Source organism: Pseudomonas sp. GW821-FHT09A09, from assembly GCF_059418405.1.
This window is the reverse complement of record NZ_JBWKPU010000038.1, coordinates 46,969-68,140: the sequence shown is the minus strand read 5'-3', so window position 1 is coordinate 68,140 and position 21,172 is coordinate 46,969. Positions and strand designations below refer to the sequence as shown.

The following is a 21,172-nucleotide window of genomic DNA, read 5'->3' as shown; positions in this document are numbered from 1 at the left end:
CCCCCCCCCCCCCCCCCCCCCCCCCCCCCCCCCCCCCCCCCCCCCCCCCCCCCCCCCCCCCCCCCCGGGCTCCTACAAGTACGGGTTAAATCTCAACCTGTGGGAGCTGGCTTGCCTGCGATGGCGATTTTGTGGACGCTATCGCTGCGGTGCGACGATTCGACAAGCCGGGCTTCTACAGGGGGTGGGTCAAATTCGGAAGCCTGTGTAGCTGTCAGCCCATTGCTGCTGAGCCGCCAGCGCCGTTTTCAACCGATCAATCTGCTCCTTGACCCGCTCCGGCGCCGTACCACCCCAGCCACTGCGCGCTGCAATCGCCGCTTCCAGGGTCAAGCAGTCACGCACCTCGGGCGTCAGCCGCGCATCCACCTCCGCCAACATCGCCGGCGAGGCTTCCCACAACTCGATCTCATGCTTCTCACAGGCCTGTACCAAGGCGCCGGTAATCTCATGCGCCTCTTTAAATGGCACACCTCTTGTGGCCAACCAGTCCGCCACCTCGGTCGCCAAGGTAAAGCCCATCGGCGCCTGGCGCCGCAGCTCTTCCACCTGCACCTTCATGGTCGCCACCATCCCAGCCATCGCCGGCAGTACCAGCAACAGGGTGTCCACACTGTCGAGCACGCTGTGCTTGTCTTCACTCAAATCGCGGTTGTAGGAAAGTGGTAACGACTTGAGCGTCGACATCAACCCGGTCAGGTTGCCAATCAACCGCCCAGCCTTGCCCCGCGCCAACTCGGCAATGTCCGGGTTCTTCTTCTGCGGCATGATCGAGCTACCGGTCGCGTAGGCATCGTCCAACACCACCCAACGAAACTGGCGCGACGACCACAGGCAAAACTCTTCGGACAGGCGTGAAATATTCACCCCGAGCATGCCTGCCACAAACAGGAACTCCGCCACATGGTCGCGGCTGGCGACGGCGTCGATGGAGTTTTCGCACGGCCCGGTGTAACCCATTTCCTTGGCCGAATGCTCAGGCATACGCGCAATCGCGGAACCGGCCATGGCGGCGGCACCCAACGGCGACAGCGCCGTGCGCGCATCCCAATCCACCAGGCGCTGTACATCGCGCAACATCGACTGCGCATGCGCCAGCAAGTGGTGGGCAAACACAATCGGCTGCGCCTGCTGCAAGTGAGTGAAGCCCGGGCAGATGCTCTGCACATGTTGCTCGGCTTGCTCCACCAACGCCTGCTGCAAACTCAGGACCTCGGTGGTGATGGTGCGCGCATGGTCACGCAGGAAAAGGCGCAGGTCGTTGGCGGTCTGGTCGTTGCGCGAACGCCCGGCACGCAGCTTGCCGCCCAGGGCGCCGAGGCGCTCGGTCAATACGCGTTCGATGAAGGTGTGCACATCCTCGTCATCCAGGGTTGGATGCAGGTTGCCGGCGGCGAAGTCGTTGCCGATACCGTCCAGGGCCTCCAGTGTGCGTTGGGTTTCCGACTCATCCAGCAAACCGGCGCGCTGCAGCTCACGGGCATGGGCGCGGGAGCCGGCCAGGTCGTAGGGCGTCAGGCGGAAATAGCGCTCAGGGCAACGCGACAACGCGGCCAGTGCAGCAGACGGGCCGGTCTTGAAACGAGCGCCCCAAAGGCGGTCGGTGGGCTGGGACATGGGTGTTCCTCACGCTTGTTTTTAGAAGAGTCGGAGGCAGTCAAAACGTAAAAAGTCCTGATCGTAGTGTCAGGTTTTGCCGGGCGTTAAATCAGCCTCTGTGTGCTGTTCAACCCGCTATATTCAAGGTTGCCAAGGGCCGATGTTTACGGCCATTATCGCCGCCTGGCTATGTTCAAGGATTGGGTTCAAGCCTGTTGAATATGGCACTTGAGGTCAACGCGTATTATGGAAACCCCACTTTCCACTTCTGGAAACATACCGCCCAAACCCGGCACGCGACCGCCCCTGCAACTGAGCGGGCTGGACTTCAAATTGCTGCGCGTGTTCATGGCCGTGGTCGAAGCCGGCGGCTTCAGCGCCGCGCAAAACGAGCTGAACGTGGGCCTGGCGGCCATCAGCAAACAGATCTCCGACCTGGAAATCCGCATTGGCATGCGCCTGTGTACACGGGGCCGGGAAGGTTTTGGGCTGACCGAAGAAGGCAAGCTGGTGTATCAGGCGTCCATCGAGTTATTCACCTCGGTAGACAGTTTTCGCGACAAGCTTAGTTCGGCGCAAAATGAGCTTATTGGCGACCTTAGTGTGGGTGTTATTGATAACACTGTGTCTGACGTTAATTCCCCGCTCATTGCGGCGCTGGGGAAATTACATAGCGAATCGCCGAAAATTAGATTGCGCTTACATGCCTCGCAACTGGACGAAGTTGAGCGCGGTGTAGTGGAGGGGCGCTTGATCGTTGGTATCGTGCCCGTGTACCAGCGCCGTGAAGAATTCGACTATTTCCCGCTGTACGAGGAAAAGGCCCACGCCTACTGCGCCGTAGGCCATCCGCTGTTCAATGCGAGTGAAATCACACCGGACGTGCTGCGCCACTACGAAGTGGTGAACCACCGTTATGCGATCCACCGCGACAAGGCCAACTTCGTCACCTACGACAGCCAGTCCGCCTCGGCCTCGCAAGTGGAAGCCGTCGCCATCCTGGTCCTCACCGGCCGCTTCCTCGGTTTCCTACCCGAGCACTACGCAGCCCCGTTGGTCAGGGAAGGGCGCCTACGCGCACTGTGCCCGGAGCAAGTGCACCTGAGCACAGTCTTCAACCTGATCCTGCGCCACAACGCCCCGCGCAGCCCGATGGTAAAAGCCTTCGCCACCGCCTTGGGCGTAGACCTCAAGGCCGCCACATAAACACCGCCGAACACAGATCAACAAGCTGACAAAGCTCAAATGTGGGAGTTGTCGAGCTCCAGCGAGGCTACGAAGGGATCGCCTCGGTTTACCAGCTAACCTCTCCATCCGCATCAACCCCTAGCACCCCATGCTAGTGCGCTACCCAGCCCGACACCGATCAAAAGGTGGGAGCTCTCGAGCCCCAGCGAGGCAGCGAAGGGATCGCCTCGGTCCACCCGCCAACCCCTACCACCCGCATCACCGCTGCAACCGAGCCCGCTTCTTCTTCGAATGAAAATGCCGAAAATGCGCATCCTGCGCTGCCGCCAACAACTCACGATCCCCACGCGTATCGCCCCAGGCCCTGAGCCGATACTCGCCCAAATCCCCATACACCGCCTCAAGCCGCAGCACCTTGTTCTCACACCGGCAATTATTCCCGGTGAGCTTGCCGGTCAACACCCCGTCCACCACCTCAAGCTCAGTGCCAATCAACTTGATCCCCAGCCGATCGGCAAACGGCTGCAACACCAACGCCGGCGACGCCGAACACAGCGTCACCACCGCGCCGGACTTCACCTCATCCGCTACCGATTGCAAGCCCGTCGGCCGCATCAACCGTGGCCACGTCTTCTGGCAATACGCCTGCGCCTTTTGCTGAACCCACGCCTTCTCCACTCCCGTCATAAAGGTGCGGATCAACTGCGCCTTCAACTCATCCCGGCTGATCTGTCGCACCAAAAAACGCAGCCCCGGCACTGCCAGCTTGAGCATCCGGCCGTAAAACTCCCCAGGGCCAAAGGCGAATTTGAGGAAGGGCACGAAACTGTCGTGGTGGGTCAGGGTGCCGTCGAAGTCAAAGACGGAAAGTACTTTGGCGTCAGCGGGGCCGGCTTCGAGCATGTCTGGGTTCACGGGTGGGCCTCGGTCCTATCTAATCAATGGGGTGATGCATCAGCTGTGACAGCAGGCGTTTACTCGCGTATCAATCTTTCGATTTTAGAGTAAAGCGCGGCGGTGAAAGCCTCCCGATCGCTCGACCGGTGACAACGCTGATGGCAGTTGGGGCACAAGGCTACAGCATTGGTGATGCGATCCGAACCCTTCTGGGCCAGGTGCTTGACGTGATGTACTTCAAGAAATGGCTGGCCATCGACCTCAAACGGCGCGTTGGTGTTGCAGCCTTCGCAAATGCCCTTGGCTTCTTTTAGCACCCAGGCGCGTACCTTTGGGTCGCGAACGAAGGAGGTGCTCACGGTGGCGACCTTCTGCGGCTGCACGATGCCGTCAGGTACTTTATGGAAGGTTTGCTTCTGTAGCTTGGACGCGCGGCGGATGAGCGTTTGCTCGTCGGCGGTTTGGGCGGTGTCATCCGATTCAAAAACACCCTGGGCATTGAGCGCCTTTCGGATGCGCAGCTCAACGCCTGTGCCCACGTTCTTCGCAGGCTTGTAGCCTACGATGCGCTCCAACCCCATCCGATCGAGCACGGTGGAGATATTTTGCATGCGAAACTCAATAGAACCTTTCGCCCGACCCGCCACAGGACCTTCGCGTAGCCGTCGGTTTTCATGGGCTTTATTGAAGGGTTGGTCGTTCTGTTCCCACGCCAGCATCTTTAAGTAGGCCGCTACCGCCGCCGCTAGCTCAGCGTCGCTCCAATCCGTTTTGTCTTTCGTAATATCCATACAGCCGCCGAGGGTAGAAAACCCTCGGACGATACTGAGTGGCTACTATTGCGTCTACGAAATTTCCTACTGCAAATGAGTAACCGTCCTATAGCTTCAATTTTTTCCATAAAAAAGCCCCGGGAGTATTCCCAGGGCTTTTTTAGTGTTTCAGAGCACGGAGGTATTAGTCCCAGCTCAACGCCCCACCGGTTTGATACTCAATCACCCGAGTCTCAAAGAAATTCTTCTCTTTCTTCAAGTCCATGATCTCGCTCATCCACGGGAACGGGTTGGTCGTCCCTGGATACTCTTCTTTAAGGCCAATCTGCGACAAACGACGGTTAGCAATGAACTTGAGGTAATCCTCCATCATCGCCGCATTCATACCCAACACCCCACGAGGCATGGTATCGCGCGCATATTCAATCTCCAGCTGAGTCCCTTGCAGGATCATCTGGGTCGCTTCTTCCTTCATCTCGGCATCCCACAAATGCGGGTTTTCGATCTTGATCTGGTTGATCACGTCGATACCGAAGTTCAGGTGCATCGACTCGTCGCGCAGGATGTACTGGAACTGTTCCGCCACGCCGGTCATTTTGTTGCGACGCCCCATGGACAGGATCTGGGTGAAGCCGCAGTAGAAGAAGATGCCTTCCAGGACGCAGTAGTAGGCGACCAGGTTGCGCAGCAGTTCTTTGTCGGTGTCGACGGTGCCGGTTTCGAACTTCGGATCGGAGATCGAACGGGTGTACTTCAGGCCCCAGGCTGCCTTTTTGGCGACCGATGGAATCTCGTGGTACATGTTGAAGATCTCGCCTTCATCCATGGCCAGGGATTCGATGCAGTACTGGTAGGCGTGGGTGTGGATCGCTTCTTCGAAGGCCTGGCGCAGGATGTACTGGCGGCACTCCGGGTTGGTGATCAGGCGGTACACGGCCAGCACCAGGTTGTTCGCTACCAACGAGTCGGCGGTGGAGAAGAAGCCGAGGTTGCGCATGACGATGCGACGTTCGTCGTCGGTCAGGCCTTCGGGGTTTTTCCACAGGGCGATGTCGGCGGTCATGTTGACCTCTTGCGGCATCCAGTGGTTGGCGCAGCCGTCGAGGTACTTCTGCCAGGCCCAGTCGTACTTGAACGGCACAAGTTGGTTGAGGTCGGCGCGGCAGTTGATCATGCGCTTTTCGTCAACGGCGACGCGGGCGGAGGCGCCTTCGAGTTCGGCGAGGCCTTCGGCGACGTCGAGGCTGTCGAGGGCGGCCTTGGCGCGCACGATGGCGGCGGAGTCACTGGCGGTGACGGCGCGGGCTTCGATGGCGGCAGCGGCGCCGGCACCGTCGAGGCGGTCCATGTTGGCTTCGGTGGCGTGGCCGGCGTTGGCGCCTTTGGTGGCTACTTCGCCTTCTTCTTCTTTGTCGAATTCGTCCCAGCTCAGCATGACGTGTCGTCTCCTGCGTGAGGGCTCAAAGGTGCCCGTGTGAAACCGGATGGTTGGGTGTTCACACGGCCCTGAGGCCGCGGTGGATCTTAAGGAATCGTTTGTTGCAGCTAGCGCACGCATTAAACGTAATTGGGTTACGGGTGCTCTGCTTGAGGCTTGAGGTGCGCAGCGGTCGATGCAAGCTTGCGCGGAGGCCTCAGGTCTGGCTCTTCATCCCGGTGTAAAGGGATATTGCAGGCCCGATTTACCCGCGCATTGTAGGGGAAAAAAACGCGCTTGTGTTGGGGCCGATGGTCACGGATCACAGACAAAAAGCCTGCTATCTGAGCCAGAGTGAGGGTTTGCAGGGGTTTGGCGGGGTGACGGGCGGTGGAGGTATTTTGTTGGGGCTGGAGGAGGGGTTGTAGCTGATTGCACAGGTGTGGCGGCTACCGCCATCGCAGGCAAGCCAGCTCCCACATTGGGATAGGGGTATTTCAGGGGAAGGTTCTTGGCCGCAAGAACGATTTCTTGCGGCGGCCAAGATCCGGGTTTAGAGCAAACTTGAGAAGTTATTAGCCGTTAGAGCAACCATTGCCCATGACTTGGTAGTTAAGAATATGGCGTTGGCCTTGTGAGTCTTCATATTCCATTTGTACGGGAACAACTTGGCAAACTTCCGGGACAGTGCTCATGGATAATACTTTGGCAACGTCCAAGTGAGTGCTGTAAGTGTAGTCTTCAACGATCGGGGTATTGCGGCCAGCTACGTCAGTCGCGGCCTCGTCGGCCAGGGCGGCGGTGGCGCACAAGCTGCTGAGGGCCATAACTACTAAAGCTTTCATTTCTCTATTTACCTTATTGAGGTCGAAGTGGGTCACGGGGCCCTTGTGAGGCCACGTGTGTAACTTGGGATTGGAAAGTTCGGATTAACGTTGCCTTCGTGGGGGCTGTTGCGTTGTTAATCACAGTGTCGCGTTGACGGAATGAATTTTAGGCGTGTGGGTTATATTCATATACCCGTGCTTTTGATAAACACTATTGGCGGTTTTTGTAACAATCCCGTGGTAAAGCTTTTTTCATCAAGGCGCAAAGCGCCACGGGCTGCGGGCCAGAGCCACAAACGCCCATAGCAGGGCAAAATGTAGGGGCTTGTTACTACCATCGTCGAATGGTTCTATGGGGCAGCCCCGGCTACAACAGGGCATACAAAAACAACTATTGTCACCGAGGTAAGAAAGATGAGTGCGGCTTCCCTGTACCCCGTTCGCCCCGAAGTAGCAGCCAACACGCTGACCGACGAGGCGACCTACAAGGCCATGTACCAGCAGTCGGTGGTCAACCCCGACGGTTTCTGGCGCGAGCAAGCCAAGCGCCTTGACTGGGTCAAGCCTTTCACCGCGGTGAAGCAGACCTCTTTCGACGATCACCATGTCGACATCAAATGGTTTGCCGATGGCACCCTGAACGTTTCCTACAACTGCCTTGACCGTCACCTCGCCGAGCGTGGCGACCAGGCAGCCATCATCTGGGAGGGCGACGACCCTTCCGAAAGCCGCACCATCACCTACCGCGAGCTGCATGAAGAAGTCTGCAAGTTCGCCAACGCCCTGCGCGGCCAGGATGTGCACCGCGGCGACGTGGTGACTATCTATATGCCGATGATCCCCGAAGCCGTGGTCGCCATGCTGGCGTGTACCCGCATCGGTGCGATCCATTCCGTGGTGTTTGGTGGCTTTTCGCCGGAAGCCCTGGCCGGTCGCATCATCGACTGTCGGTCGAAGGTGGTGATCACGGCCGACGAAGGCATCCGTGCCGGTAAGAAGATTCCGCTGAAAGCCAACGTCGACGACGCCCTGACCAACCCGGAAACCAGCAGCATCCAGAAAGTCATCGTGTGCAAGCGCACCAATGGCAACATCAAGTGGAACCAGCACCGCGACATCTGGTACGAAGACCTGATGAAAGTGGCGGGCACCGTGTGCGCGCCCAAAGAGATGGGCGCCGAAGAAGCGCTGTTCATCCTGTACACCTCCGGCTCCACCGGCAAGCCCAAGGGCGTGCAGCACACCACCGGCGGCTACCTGCTCTATGCGGCCCTGACCCACGAGCGCGTATTCGACTACCGCCCGGGCGAAATCTACTGGTGCACCGCCGACGTCGGCTGGGTCACCGGCCACACCTATATCGTCTACGGCCCGTTGGCCAACGGCGCGACCACCTTGCTGTTCGAAGGTGTGCCGAACTACCCGGACATCACCCGGGTGGCGAAGATCGTCGACAAGCACAAGGTCAACATCCTCTACACCGCGCCGACCGCCATCCGCGCGATGATGGCTTCCGGCACCGCTGCCGTGGAAGGCGCTGATGGCAGCAGCCTGCGCCTGCTGGGGTCGGTGGGTGAGCCGATCAACCCGGAAGCCTGGGACTGGTACTACAAGAATGTCGGCCAATCCCGTTGCCCGATCGTCGACACCTGGTGGCAGACCGAAACCGGCGGCAACATGATGAGCCCGCTGCCGGGCGCTCATGCGCTCAAGCCGGGGTCGGCGGCACGGCCGTTCTTCGGCGTGGTGCCGGCGTTGGTGGATAACCTGGGCAACCTGATCGAAGGGGCGGCCGAGGGTAACCTGGTGATCCTCGATTCGTGGCCGGGCCAGGCGCGTACGCTGTACGGCGACCATGACCGCTTTGTTGATACTTACTTCAAGACCTTCCGTGGCATGTACTTCACCGGTGACGGTGCGCGCCGTGACGAGGACGGTTACTACTGGATCACCGGGCGTGTGGACGACGTGCTGAACGTGTCCGGCCACCGCATGGGCACCGCCGAGATTGAAAGCGCCATGGTCGCCCACCCGAAAGTCGCCGAAGCGGCGGTAGTGGGTGTGCCCCATGACATCAAGGGGCAGGGCATCTATGTGTATGTCACCCTCAAGAACGGTGAAGAGCCGAACGAAGCGCTGCGTCTGGAGCTGAAGAACTGGGTGCGCAAGGAGATCGGGCCGATCGCCTCGCCGGATGTGATCCAGTGGGCGCCGGGCTTGCCGAAGACGCGTTCGGGGAAAATCATGCGGCGTATCCTGCGCAAGATTGCTACGGCGGAATATGAAGGCTTGGGGGATATCTCCACCCTGGCCGATCCGGGCGTGGTGGCGCATTTGATTGAAACGCACAAGACCATGAACGTCGCTTAAGGCGAGGCTGGTCAGATAAAGCCCCATTCGGTGTAGGCCGGGTGGGGCTTTTTTGTGAGGCGCAGTTCAATACCACAGAAGAAACCGGTTCACTGTGGGAGCTGGCTTGCCTGCGATGGCTATCTGTCAGTTAGCCCACCTATGTCTGACACACCCTCATCGCAGGCAAGCCAGCTCCCACAGTTGGAGTGCATTTCAAATCAAGGTCGGTGAGTTGTCCGACGGCCTTACTCAACGCAGAGGCCAATAAATATCGGTTTCCCTTGTGGGAAGTTTCTGGATGTTACCGCCGGCCCTGAATGTGTAACCCCACGCCCAAACATGAGGCAATGTGCTACGTCTTTGCCCCGAAAAACCCCATTCCAGACACTCCCAGAAATAAGATTAAACGCCAGACTTGCCGTGCTAGAAGGGTTTGCGAATAATAGGCCCGCAATTTGCAGCATCAACAGGTTTAATATCTTTTGTCTCTGCATAAAATTCAGGGACTGTCAATGTGCTGGAACCGCTTTCTCAGTGCTTCTGTAAATTGTTGTCGCATTGAGGAAATATCGGCTTCCGGCCTGTCGTTAGAATGCCGATCACTCGCTCGTCGTCGCAGGTGTATAGCCCGCGTAGGACGCAGCACCGCTATTCGGTTTCACTTAAGTCGCATCGTGGGCCCCGGCTCATACTGCTTTTTGCCCTATACCGATGGAGTCCCAAGATGAAGAAACTCGTGCTGTTGGGCGCCCTGGCGCTGTCCGTGCTGTCCATGCAGGCTTTCGCTGATGAGAAGCCCCTGAAGATTGGTATCGAAGCGGCTTACCCTCCGTTTGCCTCGAAGGCGCCGGATGGCAGCATCGTGGGTTTTGACTACGACATCGGCAACGCCTTGTGCGCAGAGATGAAGGTCAAGTGTGTATGGGTCGAACAAGAGTTCGACGGCCTGATCCCTGCGCTGAAAGTGCGCAAGATCGACGCGATCCTGTCGTCCATGTCCATCACTGACGACCGCAAGAAGTCCGTGGACTTCACCAACCGCTACTACCTGAGCCCGGCGCAGCTGGTGATGAAGGAAGGCACCACCGTCAGCGACAGCCTGGATGAACTCAAAGGCAAGAAGATCGGTGTGCAGCGCGGTTCGATCCACGATCGTTTCGCCAAGGAAGTGCTGGCTCCGAAAGGCGCCACCGTTGTGCCTTACAGCTCGCAGAACGAAATCTACCTGGACGTGGAAGCCGGTCGCCTCGACGGCACCGTGGCCGACGCTACCTTGCTGCAAGACGGCTTCCTGAAAACCCCGGCCGGTAAAGGCTACGCGTTCGTGGGCCCACAGTTCACCGACGCCAAGTACTTCGGTGACGGCATCGGTATCGCTGTACGCAAAGGCGACAAGGCCGAGCTGGACAAGATCAACGCGGCCATCGCGGCGATCCGTGCCAACGGCGAATACAAGAAAATCCAGGACAAATACTTCGACTTCGATATTTACGGCGCTGACCCTAAGTAACTCGTCGCAGCTGTCTGTCCGCAATGGCGCAAGCAACAGAATTCCTGAGGTTTGCGCCATTTTTTCATCCCCCTTTTCGAGGACCTGAATCATGTTGAAAGGCTACGGGGCCGTCATCCTCGATGGCGCATGGTTGACGCTTCAGCTCGCCTTGTCGTCCATGGCCTTGGCCATTGTTCTGGGTCTGATCGGGGTCGCGTTACGCCTGTCGCCGGTGCGCTGGTTGGCCTGGCTGGGTGACCTGTACTCCACCGTGATCCGTGGGATCCCGGACCTGGTGCTGATCCTGCTGATTTTCTACGGCGGTCAGGACCTGCTCAACCGCGTCGCGCCGATGCTCGGCTACGACGACTATATCGACTTGAACCCCTTGGCCGCCGGTATCGGCACCCTGGGTTTCATCTTTGGCGCCTACCTCTCGGAAACCTTCCGTGGCGCCTTCATGGCCATTCCCAAGGGCCAGGCCGAAGCCGGCATGGCGTATGGCATGAGCCCGTTCCAGGTGTTTTTCCGGGTGATGGTGCCGCAGATGATTCGTCTGGCAATCCCCGGCTTCACCAACAACTGGCTGGTACTGACCAAGGCCACCGCGCTGATTTCGGTGGTGGGCCTGCAAGACATGATGTTCAAGGCCAAGCAGGCGGCAGACGCCACCCGCGAGCCTTTTACCTTCTTCCTCGCAGTGGCGGCGATGTACCTGGTGATCACCAGCGTCTCGTTGTTGGCCTTGCGTCATCTTGAGAAGCGCTACTCGGTAGGCGTAAGGGCGGCTGATCTATGATCTTCGACTACAACGTCATTTGGGACGCCATGCCGCTGTACCTCGGCGGCTTGTTGACCACCCTGAAACTGCTCGCCATCTCGCTGTTCTTCGGCCTGCTCGCCGCCTTGCCCCTGGGCTTGATGCGCGTGTCCAAACAGCCGGTGGTCAACGGTGCGGCCTGGCTGTTCACCTACGTGATCCGCGGCACGCCGATGCTGGTGCAGCTGTTCCTGATCTACTACGGCCTGGCCCAGTTCGACGCCGTGCGCGAAAGCTTCCTGTGGCCGCTGCTGTCCAGCGCGACGTTCTGTGCGTGCCTGGCGTTTGCGATCAACACCAGCGCCTACACCGCCGAGATCATCGCCGGCAGCCTCAAGGCCACGCCCAATGGCGAGATCGAAGCGGCCAAGGCCATGGGTATGTCGCGCTATAAACTGTACCGCCGCATCCTGCTGCCGTCGGCCCTGCGCCGCGCACTGCCGCAGTACAGCAACGAAGTGATCATGATGCTGCAGACCACCAGCCTGGCCTCCATCGTCACCCTGATCGACATCACCGGTGCCGCGCGCACGGTGAACGCCCAGTTCTACCTGCCGTTCGAAGCCTACATCACCGCCGGCGTGTTCTACCTGTGCCTGACCTTCATCCTGGTGCGCTTGTTCAAGATGGCCGAAGGCCGCTGGCTGAGCTACCTGGCTCCACGGAAGCACTGATATGGAACGTATCGATCACCTGTTGCCCTGGGGTCACCTGGGCTGCGAGCGCCAGCTGAGCGTGTTCCGTTTCGGCAGTGGCGAGCGCAAGGCCTATATCCAGGCCAGCCTGCACGCCGATGAATTGCCCGGGATGCGCGCCGCGTGGGAGCTGAAAAAACGCCTCGCCGAGCTGGAACAGCAGGGCGCCCTCAATGGCGTGATCGAGCTGGTGCCGGTGGCCAACCCGATGGGCCTGGGGCAGTTGCTGCAAGGCAGCCACCAGGGGCGTTTCGAGATCGGCAGCGGCAAGAATTTCAACCGTGATTTCGTCGAGTTGAGCGAACCGGTGGCCGAGCTGCTCGAAGGCAAGCTAGGGGATGACCCCCACGCCAACGTGCGCATGATCCGCCAGGCGATGAGCGATGCGCTGGACGCATTGCCCGAGCCGAGCAGCCAGTTGCAAGGCATGCAACGCATCTTGCTGAGCCATGCCTGTACTGCTGACATCGTGCTCGATCTGCATTGTGACGCCGAAGCCGCGCTACATATGTACGCATTGCCCCAGCACTGGCCGCAGTGGCGCTCGCTGTCCGCACATTTGAACGTGAAGGTCGGCCTGCTGGCGGAAGACTCCGGCGGCAGCTCGTTTGATGAAGCTTGCTCGTTGCCGTGGTTGCGTTTGTCCCAGGCGTTTCCCGAGGCGCAGGTCCCGCTGGCGTGCCTGGCGACTACCCTGGAGCTGGGTGGCCAGGCGGACACCGGGCGCGACGAGGCGATCTTCCACGCCGAAGGCATCCTCGCGTTCCTGGCCGAACAAGGCTTGATCAAAGGCGAATGGCCCGCACCACAATTCGAACCCTGTGAAGGCTTGCCCTTCGAAGGCACCGAATTGCTGTTCGCCCCCCACGCTGGGGTCATCAGCTACCTGCGTAAGGCCGGTGACTGCATCGAAAAAGGCGAGCCGATTTTTGAAGTGATTGATCCCCTGACCGACCGCGTGAGCATTGTCTGCGCGGGCACGTCCGGGGTGTTGTTTGCCGTTGAACGGCTACGTTATGCCCAAGCGGGTTTCTGGCTGGCCAAGGTGGCGGGGCGCGAAGCGCTGCGTCACGGGCGCTTGCTCAACGACTGACCACCTGTTTTTGTGAGAACCGACCGCATGTACAAACTTGAAGTCCAAGACCTGCATAAACGCTATGGCAGTCATGAAGTGCTCAAAGGGGTGTCCCTGGCCGCCGCGGCCGGTGATGTGATCAGCATCATCGGTTCCAGTGGTTCGGGCAAAAGTACCTTTTTGCGCTGCATCAACCTGCTGGAGCAACCCCACGCCGGCAAGATTCTGCTCAACAACGAAGAGCTGAAACTGGTGGCCAACAAGGACGGCGCCATGAAGGCCGCCGACCCCAAGCAGCTGCAGCGCATGCGTTCGCGCCTGTCCATGGTGTTCCAGCATTTCAACCTGTGGTCGCACATGACCGCGCTGGAAAACGTGATGGAAGCCCCGGTACACGTGCTGGGCGTGTCGAAGAAAGAGGCCCGTGAAAAGGCCGAGCATTACCTGGCCAAAGTCGGCGTGGGTCATCGTAAGGACGCGTTCCCCGGCCATATGTCCGGTGGCGAGCAGCAGCGCGTGGCGATTGCCCGTGCCCTGGCGATGGAACCTGAGGTGATGCTGTTCGACGAACCCACCTCGGCCCTCGACCCTGAGCTGGTCGGCGAAGTGCTGAAGGTGATGCAGGACCTGGCCCAGGAAGGCCGCACCATGGTGGTGGTGACCCACGAAATGGGCTTTGCCCGTGAAGTGTCGAACCAGCTGGTGTTCTTGCACAAAGGCATTGTTGAAGAGCGTGGCAACCCGCGTGAAGTGCTGGTGAACCCGCAGTCCGAGCGTTTGCAGCAGTTCTTGTCCGGCAGTTTGAAATAATCAAGGCTGCTTTTGTGCACTGAAGTAGTGCATGCTTCACAGCCTTGAGGTCGACCTCGATCCCCTGTAGGAGCTGGCTTGCCAGCGATAGCGATCTACCTGGCCCACCGCGATCGCCGGCAAGCCGGCTCCTACAGTGGATCGCTGTTGTTTTGAGATTTGTTTGGGTTTACGGGCTAGCATTGGCCTTTGTCTTCTTTACTGTTTCAGGCTTCGGATAGCACTCCATGACCGCCCATAAAATTGGTTTCCTGATTTGGCCCAGCACAAAAGCCCTGACGCTTGCGCTGGCTGAGGAGGCCTTGCGCGTTGCCCAGCGAGTGCATCCGGAAGTGGTCTACGAGCTGTCGTTCCTGCTCGCCGAGCCCGCCACCGACGGCGCCTGGCAACTGCCGGGCGAGCCGTGGGCCGGCAAGCTGGAAGGTTTTCAGAAGCTGTTCCTGCTGGCGGATGAACCGCCCACCGTCATCGCTTCGCAACTGAGCACCGCGCTCAAGCAGTTGGTGCGCGCCGGTTGTGTGATCGGCGGCCTGTCGGCGGGGGTCTACCCGCTGGCCCAGCTCGGCCTGCTCGACGGCTACCGCGCTGCGGTGCACTGGCGCTGGCAGGATGATTTCGCCGAGCGCTTCCCCAAGGTCATCGCCACCAGCCACCTGTTCGACTGGGACCGCGACCGCCTCACTGCGTGCGGTGGCATGTCGGTGCTCGACCTGCTGCTGGCAGTATTGGCCCGCGATCATGGCGCCGAACTGGCCGGTGCGGTCTCCGAAGAACTGGTGGTGGAGCGCATTCGCGAAGGCGGTGAGCGTCAGCGTATTCCGTTGCAAAACCGCCTGGGTTCCAGCCATCCCAAGCTGACCCAGGCCGTGTTGCTGATGGAAGCCAACATTGAAGAGCCGCTGACCACCGACGAAATCGCCCAGCACGTGTGCGTGTCGCGACGACAACTCGAACGCATCTTCAAGCAATACCTCAACCGCGTCCCCAGCCAGTACTACCTGGAACTGCGCCTGAACAAGGCCCGCCAGATGCTCATGCAAACCAGCAAGTCGATCATCCAGATCGGCCTGTCGTGCGGCTTCTCCTCGGGGCCGCATTTCTCCAGCGCCTACCGCAACTTCTTCGGCGCCACGCCCCGCGAAGACCGCAACCAGCGCCGCAGCAGCAGCCCGTTCGAGCTGTCTTCGGTGCCCGCCGAGCGCGGCTGAGTCGGTTTACTCCTCCTGAATCTGAGCCTGGGGCGATGGCAGTGGATTGCCGTCTTCGTCCTGTGTGGCCTCGATCACCTGAAATTCGTTGCCCGTGCGCTGGAAGTAGCGCCTGAGATAGCCCAGGCTTTCGGGCGATAGCGGGTTGCCGCTCAGGTCGCTGTCATCGTGAAACACGGGAATCATTTCCAGCAAGTCAGGCGGAATCTGCGTAATGAAGTTGTCGCTCAGGTCCAGGGTTTGCAGTTCGGTCAGTTGGAACACCCCCGTGGGCACTGTGCTGATGTGGGTGGCGCGCAAATGCAGCGCCACCAACTGGTTCATGCCGCTGACGTCGGGCGCCAGGGCCAGTGGGTTGTCGCTCAGGTCGAGAAACTCCATGGCACTCAAGTCCGCGATGGCGCGCGCGCTGTTTGCCGTCAAGGTGATCGCGCACTCATTCAGTTCCAGGCTGGACAGTTTCGGCAGGTTGTACAGCGCACTGGGCAGGGCTTGCAGGCGGCAACCCCGCATATTAAGCGTCTGCAGGTTTGGAAAACACTTCAGTGTGCCATTCACTGACGTTGTTGTGCCGTCGCCGGTAAATTCGAAACGTGAGATATGTTCAAGGCGTGCACTCAGCCGGGGCAACTCGCCCATGATCGGTGTGTCGAGGTTCAGGCTGTGGGTGAGTTCATCGTCGAGGCTTTCATCATCTTCTGCGCTTTCGCGGCGCCATGCCTGTTCCAGCAGTGTTTTGAAACCACGTCGTTGCAATTGCTCCCGGGCTTGTGTGTCCTCATCCAAGGGGACGTCCAGGATGGGATGGCGTTGAGGAACGTCCAGGACCCAGTGCTCCAGGTCCGTCGTCAGTTGTTCATACTCGGCTTCCAGGTGCGTCAGGTAGGCGGCGACCTCATCCATGTGCCCGGGTAGCGTGAAGACAAACCGGTCCGCTTCTTTTTCCAGCAGCAGCGGGTACAGCGCCTCGACCCTTTCACGTTCGGTCGTCGGGCTTTGGGCGTTGAAGAATTCACCGGTGCGTTGGCAGTAGGCCTTGATCCGGTCCAGGCTGCGGCGCGACAACGGGTTGGCATAGAGGTTGAAACGGTGAGTGGCGGTGACAGGCAGCGTAAAGCTGGCCTCGGGCAGTTCGGTGATGGCGTTGTGGCTGAGGTTGATGGCCATCGGGCGGTCCTGGGTCAACAAGCCCGGAGGAACTTCTCGCAGGCCGGTGCCTTGCAGCGAAACATCCTTCAAGTGGGCCAGGCGCTGAAAGTCCACCACCACGCCGAGAGGGTTGTAGGACAGGTCCAGGTGCTCCAGGCGCGTCATCCCCGCGAGTGCATGCCTGCTCGTCTGCGACAGTGTGATGCCGCAGCGCGTCAGGCCCAGGTGCGTGAGCTTGGGCAGGTCGAACACCGAGGCGGGAATGTCCCCCAGCTGTGCGTTCTGGATACTGAGAATGTCCAGTGCAGTGAAGCTCTTGAGAAAGCCCTCCGGCTGCATGGGGGAACCGTTGCCTTCAAGGCTCAGGTAACCGATGTGGTTGAACTGTGCGCTCAGTGTCGGCAGGTCGCCGGCCAGGGCTGCGGGCAAGTTCAAGGCATGGATCAAGCGCGTATCCTGGGGTGTTTCCCGGCGCCAGCTGTTTTCCAGCACGCGGTGCAGCGACTGACGCCTGGCGTGTTCCAGCCCGGAGAGTCCCGGAGCACTCGACCAGCCTGTCAATTCGCTCTGCAAGGTCTTCAGCTCGTCTGCCAGCCGTGCCAGTTCGCGCCGCCCGGCTTCGATGTCGCCCGGCAGGCTGAAGATGAATTGATTGAGGGCATCATGACTGAGCGAGGGATACAGCAGGCGCGCGTCTCGTTGGTCGACCTCGGCAGCGTCGGCCTCCCAGTGGCTGCCATGCTGTTGGTAATAGGCTTTGATGCGCTCCAGTGTGGGCTGCGTAAACGGGTTACCCGAAAGGTCGAAGCGTTGGCTGGCCGCAGGTGACAGTTCAAACAGGCTCGGCGGCAGTTCGCGCAGTTGGTTACCGCTCAAAAAGACGGTCTCCAGTTCGGGCAGGTTGAGCAGGCCCACGGGCATGTGCTCAATGCCCGTCTCGGACAGGTCCAGGTCTTGCAGGTCACGCATGGCTTGAAGGTCTGGCACTTGCCCCAAGGGGTTCTGATGCAGGTTGAGCCCCTGCAGGTCGCTCAGGGCGGCCAGGCGCGCGGCGCTGGCGGTGCTGAGAGTGATACGGCAGTTATCCAGGCTCACGATGCGCAGATGGGGCAGGTTGTTGATTGAGGGCGGGAGATCGCCGAGGGGGATGTCCCTGATTTCGAGGTGGCGCAGGCGTGGAAAGGCCTCGATAAAACGCGCAACCCCCAACGTGCCGTCGGCGCCGATCAACGTCAGGGAGGAGACGTGTATCAGCGGGTGATCGAGCGTCGGCAGTTCGCCGAGGATCGGCCACCTCAGGCGCAGAGTGAAGCCGTCGCGCGCCGGGTCCTCGTAGTAGTTGTCAGCCTCGGTTTCCCGGCGCCAGCAGCGCCGCAGTTGCTCGGCGATATGCGCGCGGTTTTGTCGCTCATAACGACGCCGGCTCGGGCTCAGCGGTGCGCCAGTGTCGGGATGTTGCGAGGGCAGGGTGCGTTGCCAGGTGGCCAGCGACGTGTCCAGGTCCCGATATTCGGTTTCCAGCAGGGCAAGTGCCGCGTTGGCGTCGCCGGGAGGTGCGGCCAAGTGGTCGATCAACTGCTGCGCTTGTTGCTCATTCAGGGTCGGAAACAGGCTGCGCGTGCGCTGCAGTGGCGTTGCAGGTAAGGCCGGGGCCGCAGGTTCGGCGGCGTAACCTTCGGTGTTGCCGAGCAGGCGCAGGGTTTCGATGCGCACGGCGTGCGATTGGGTGGGGGGCATCTGGACGCGTAACTCTTCGCGTGGCAACGGGTGGTGCGCCAGGCGTTTTCGCAGCTCGGGGCCGTCATGAATATCGATGTTCAACGCTCGGCGTTGCGCATCAGGCAGGGCGTGGAGGATTGCGCGGTACAGGTCGAATTCCCCTGACAAGGCAAGACTGCCCTCATGGGGCACGTACAGGCCGGAGTCCAGGCGCACCAGTGTGCGCTGGATCGGTGCGTCAGCCGGGCCGATGCTGTTCCACAAGGTTCCTTCGAGGCTGCGGTGGCGTGCGTCCAGCCGGAATTGATCCGACCAGCCGGGTTGCAGGCGCAGCGAGTTGAGGCTCAGCCGATCGGTGTCGACACTGTTTTGTGAATCGAGATACAGGCCTTCATAGGCCCGGTTCAGACGCACCTCATCCAGGGCGGCCTGGGCCAGTTGGGCCAGACGTGCTGGCGTGCGGCGCTGGTCGAGGATTTCGAGTTCAGCGCCGCTGGCGTCGCTTGCCAGTCGTTGTGCCACACCGACGGGCAGGCCGGCCGCAGTGTGTTGAATCTGCCGCGCGTAATGCGTTGTGGCAGAGGGTAGCGCGCCATAACGGGAGTCGAACAAAGCCGCACGTTGGCGTTCGGCACCCTGCGCCAGTTTTTCGCGCAATTGTCGCGTGCGCACTTCCAGGCTCAACTGCGGGTCGCCGATGCGTTCGCCGAATTGAATACGCAACTCATCCGGCGTCAGGCTTTGGAGGACGGTCTTGAGCAAATCGCCGTTTTTCAACTGCGCTTCATGAATTTGCACCATGGGTTTGCTCGGGTCGCCAAAGGTCCAGGTGACCCGGCCCCGACTGTCGAGAAAGCACAGTGACTTCTCTGTTGGCCAATTGCCGTGGGTGGTCAGCAGTTGCAAGGTGTCCTGGGGGTCGATGCTGCCGTATACCGCCGGGTCATCGCTGCGCAGGTTGTCAATCAGGCGTGTAAGGTCACGGTCTATGCGCAGGCGCGCCAGGCTGTCGTCCAGCAGAGGCGGCAGGGGCAGGCTGTTGACGTGCATTTTACGCAGTGCGTCTTCCTGTACGCCACTGAGGCCCAGGGCCTGTTCGCGGTCTGCCTCACTCAGACCTTCGGCCTTGTGGCCCAGGCGCTGCAACAGGGTGTTGCGGTCCCATTGCAGGGGGCGTTCCAGCTCGGTATGCCAGGCGCCCGCACCGTTATGGTGAACCAAGGGTTGATAGGCATCCGGGCGAGTGGGGTGTTTGAGGCGATAGTGTGCGCTGTGCTCGGTCGCCTCCACGGCATAAAGCTTACCGTCCAGGGGCAGTATCGATTCGCCCCGCAAGGTATGCAGGCCCTGTTCATTGATGCCCAGGCGCGGCGGCAGACTAAGACCGTGTTGATAGGGCGACAGGTTGGGCTTCCAATAGCGCTTGCCCCCGTTGGCCAGGGTCACCGGTTTGAACCGCTCGATGAAGGCCACGACCTCTGCCGGCAACACTTTGCGCATTTGCGTGATGCCGATCGTACTGCCCACGCCAAATGCACCCAGTTCCACGAGTGACTGAAGAGCGCCCATCAGGTGGGCAAACGCCTCCCGTGTATCGTTTTGCGCCCAGTCGATTATCCCCTCGAATACCTCATCAAGCAGTTGATAGGCCATGTACCCCAACATCAACTCGCCCAATCCTGGAATGAAGGGGGCGACGATCAGCAGGGCGGCGTTGAGGATGGATGAGGCGACATTGACAAACGAGTCCCACAGCGCCCAGCGCGCTTTGCGGTCGACATCGGCCGTTGAAACTGCCTGGGTTCGCGCGTCGTTGAGGATCTGATTGAGCTTCTGCTGATAGAGGTGTTGCCACGGCTCGCCTTGAATGACGTCTGCGACAAATTGCAGTTTGGGGTCATCGGTCGGCTGATTGCGCCACGGCGCCAGGCTGCTGCCGTACTCAGGCGGGTGCCAGGTGATTCGGCCCAGACGCTGACTCAAGCCGGCAAAAAAACGCCCACGGTGTTGGTGGGCGACAAAGCGGCTGAAAAAAGCCTGATAGTCGGGGCTGCGCAGTTGCCGTGTCAGCGCCTGCTTGAACGCCAGTGGCGAGGCATATTCCTTGAGCGGATGCTGTGGGTCGTCCGGGACGTAGGCCAGCAGGCGCTGGACTGAGCGGTTGTTCTCCAGATCGGGTGCGAGCAGAAGGATGCCGGTCAGCGGCACTTGCAACATCGTGAAGGCGTGGCAGCGCAGGGGCAGGTTGTCGAGTGTCAGGTTGCGGCGGCCTTGCAGCAGCCCGTCCACCTGCTGTGCGTAAGCGTCGCTGATATCGCCCCGTGTGCGTGCCAGTTGCAGGGCGGCGCGCAGGGCGGCTTTCTGGCTGACGGTCACCTTGTGTTCGAGCACGGCGGCACTCACGGGTTCAGTGAGGCCCAGCTGTTCGCGCAAATAGGTTTGATAGTGTGCGCCGATGTCCAGTTCGCGGCATAACTGCGTGAAAGCGGGAATGCTGATTATCTTCCCGATCGCCGGCAGTGTATTGAATCGTCTGCTGTCGGAGGGCGGCGTAATGAACGTAGAGGCGGCTTCGAATGCGCCTTCGAGGGTTTCGTCTTGTTCGAAGTTATGCAGGGCGGCGTCCAGCAGTGACACCGTCCACGTGCGCGAGGCTCCGGAGGGAATCGAAAACCAAGGGATGTGCTGGGGGATGTAAAGGCGCAGGAACACCGCCTCACTGTCGAGGACCAGGCCGAAACGAGTTTTCAACGCATGTTCAAGTACTTCGCGGGCAAATTCCCTTGGGCCTTTCACGTGTTTGAGCGCGTTATCCACGGCATTTTGTGCATCCCAGTGCTCGGCGTTCAGGCGCCTGAGCGCAGGGTTGGCGGGTAACGGCTGTGGGTTGGCGCGGGACAGGGCCTGCTGTTTGGCGTTGGAGGCTTTGCCTAACCAACTGGGAATGGCGCCTCTCAGGATCTGGTAATGGCTGTCGGGCTGGCTGGAGGGTGAGGGCGTGCTCATGCTCAATCTCTGATAAGAGGAAAGGGCATCAGTAGATCAGCGCGTTTCACGCCGCCTGCTCTAGATAGTTAGTTTAAACTGCGCCATTGCGATGCTATTTGTCGCATTGGCGTAAACCCGCCAAAATCGCGGGTTGGCGCTATAA

14 protein-coding genes are annotated in these 21,172 nt (G+C 60.1%); 8 read left to right on the top strand and 6 right to left on the bottom strand.

All coding sequences use genetic code 11. The features are described from left to right. Positions 1-189 precede the first annotated feature (189 nt). Entirely contained in the window at positions 190-1,617 is a 1,428-nt protein-coding gene (gene argH, locus AC07OV_RS25800) for an argininosuccinate lyase (RefSeq protein ID WP_495093237.1), read from the bottom strand. A gap of 228 nt (positions 1,618-1,845) precedes the next feature. Between argH and AC07OV_RS25795 the strand changes: the two genes are divergently transcribed. Further along, positions 1,846-2,805: a LysR family transcriptional regulator gene (locus AC07OV_RS25795; protein ID WP_495093236.1), complete on the top strand. Its 960-nt coding sequence runs from the start codon at positions 1,846-1,848 to the stop codon at positions 2,803-2,805. Positions 2,806-3,045: 240 nt separating this feature from the next. On the opposite strand, the gene AC07OV_RS25790 is transcribed toward AC07OV_RS25795, so the two are convergent. The 4 genes from AC07OV_RS25790 to AC07OV_RS25775 form a co-directional block, all read right to left on the bottom strand. Continuing rightward, on the bottom strand, positions 3,046-3,690 hold the full coding sequence (locus AC07OV_RS25790) for an HAD-IB family hydrolase (RefSeq protein WP_031320524.1): 645 nt from the start codon (positions 3,688-3,690) through the stop codon (positions 3,046-3,048). A gap of 71 nt (positions 3,691-3,761) precedes the next feature. Continuing rightward, positions 3,762-4,475, bottom strand: a complete 714-nt coding sequence (locus tag AC07OV_RS25785) for an HNH endonuclease (RefSeq protein WP_495093235.1) — start codon at positions 4,473-4,475, stop codon at positions 3,762-3,764. 166 nt (positions 4,476-4,641) lie between these two features. Continuing rightward, positions 4,642-5,892, bottom strand: a complete 1,251-nt coding sequence (locus AC07OV_RS25780; RefSeq protein ID WP_176997967.1) for a ribonucleotide-diphosphate reductase subunit beta — start codon at positions 5,890-5,892, stop codon at positions 4,642-4,644. Positions 5,893-6,449: 557 nt separating this feature from the next. Beyond that, positions 6,450-6,719 (bottom strand): DUF2790 domain-containing protein, encoded by a 270-nt coding sequence (locus AC07OV_RS25775; RefSeq protein ID WP_494998307.1) that lies wholly within the window; start codon positions 6,717-6,719, stop codon positions 6,450-6,452. Positions 6,720-7,115: 396 nt separating this feature from the next. Here AC07OV_RS25775 and acs point away from each other — a divergent pair, with 396 nt between their 5' ends. The 7 genes from acs (at position 7,116) to argR (ending at position 15,153) form a co-directional block, all read left to right on the top strand. Further along, positions 7,116-9,071: an acetate--CoA ligase gene (gene acs / locus AC07OV_RS25770; RefSeq protein WP_495093234.1), complete on the top strand. Its 1,956-nt coding sequence runs from the start codon at positions 7,116-7,118 to the stop codon at positions 9,069-9,071. A gap of 706 nt (positions 9,072-9,777) precedes the next feature. After that, the gene (locus tag AC07OV_RS25765) at positions 9,778-10,563 is read left to right on the top strand and encodes an ABC transporter substrate-binding protein (RefSeq protein WP_071483227.1); all 786 of its coding nucleotides are present in this window, start codon (positions 9,778-9,780) and stop codon (positions 10,561-10,563) included. Between the two features lie 91 nt (positions 10,564-10,654). Next, a complete protein-coding gene (locus AC07OV_RS25760) occupies positions 10,655-11,344 on the top strand; it encodes an ABC transporter permease (protein ID WP_016973726.1) in 690 nt (229 codons plus the stop codon). Next, a complete protein-coding gene (locus AC07OV_RS25755; protein WP_176997965.1) occupies positions 11,341-12,039 on the top strand; it encodes an ABC transporter permease in 699 nt (232 codons plus the stop codon). The genes AC07OV_RS25760 and AC07OV_RS25755 overlap by 4 nt, the downstream gene beginning before the upstream one ends. Before the next feature lies 1 nt (position 12,040). Next, positions 12,041-13,153, top strand: coding sequence for a succinylglutamate desuccinylase/aspartoacylase family protein (locus tag AC07OV_RS25750; RefSeq protein WP_495093233.1), 1,113 nt, complete (start codon positions 12,041-12,043; stop codon positions 13,151-13,153). A 27-nt stretch (positions 13,154-13,180) separates the two neighbouring features. Continuing rightward, complete coding sequence (locus AC07OV_RS25745) at positions 13,181-13,945, top strand: ABC transporter ATP-binding protein (RefSeq protein ID WP_016973723.1); 765 nt, start codon at positions 13,181-13,183, stop codon at positions 13,943-13,945. 227 nt (positions 13,946-14,172) lie between these two features. After that, positions 14,173-15,153, top strand: coding sequence for a transcriptional regulator ArgR (gene argR / locus AC07OV_RS25740; protein WP_176997963.1), 981 nt, complete (start codon positions 14,173-14,175; stop codon positions 15,151-15,153). 6 nt (positions 15,154-15,159) lie between these two features. Here the strand turns inward: argR and AC07OV_RS25735 are convergent, their stop codons facing one another. Then, positions 15,160-21,027, bottom strand: coding sequence for a dermonecrotic toxin domain-containing protein (locus tag AC07OV_RS25735; protein ID WP_495093232.1), 5,868 nt, complete (start codon positions 21,025-21,027; stop codon positions 15,160-15,162). Positions 21,028-21,172 lie beyond the last annotated feature (145 nt).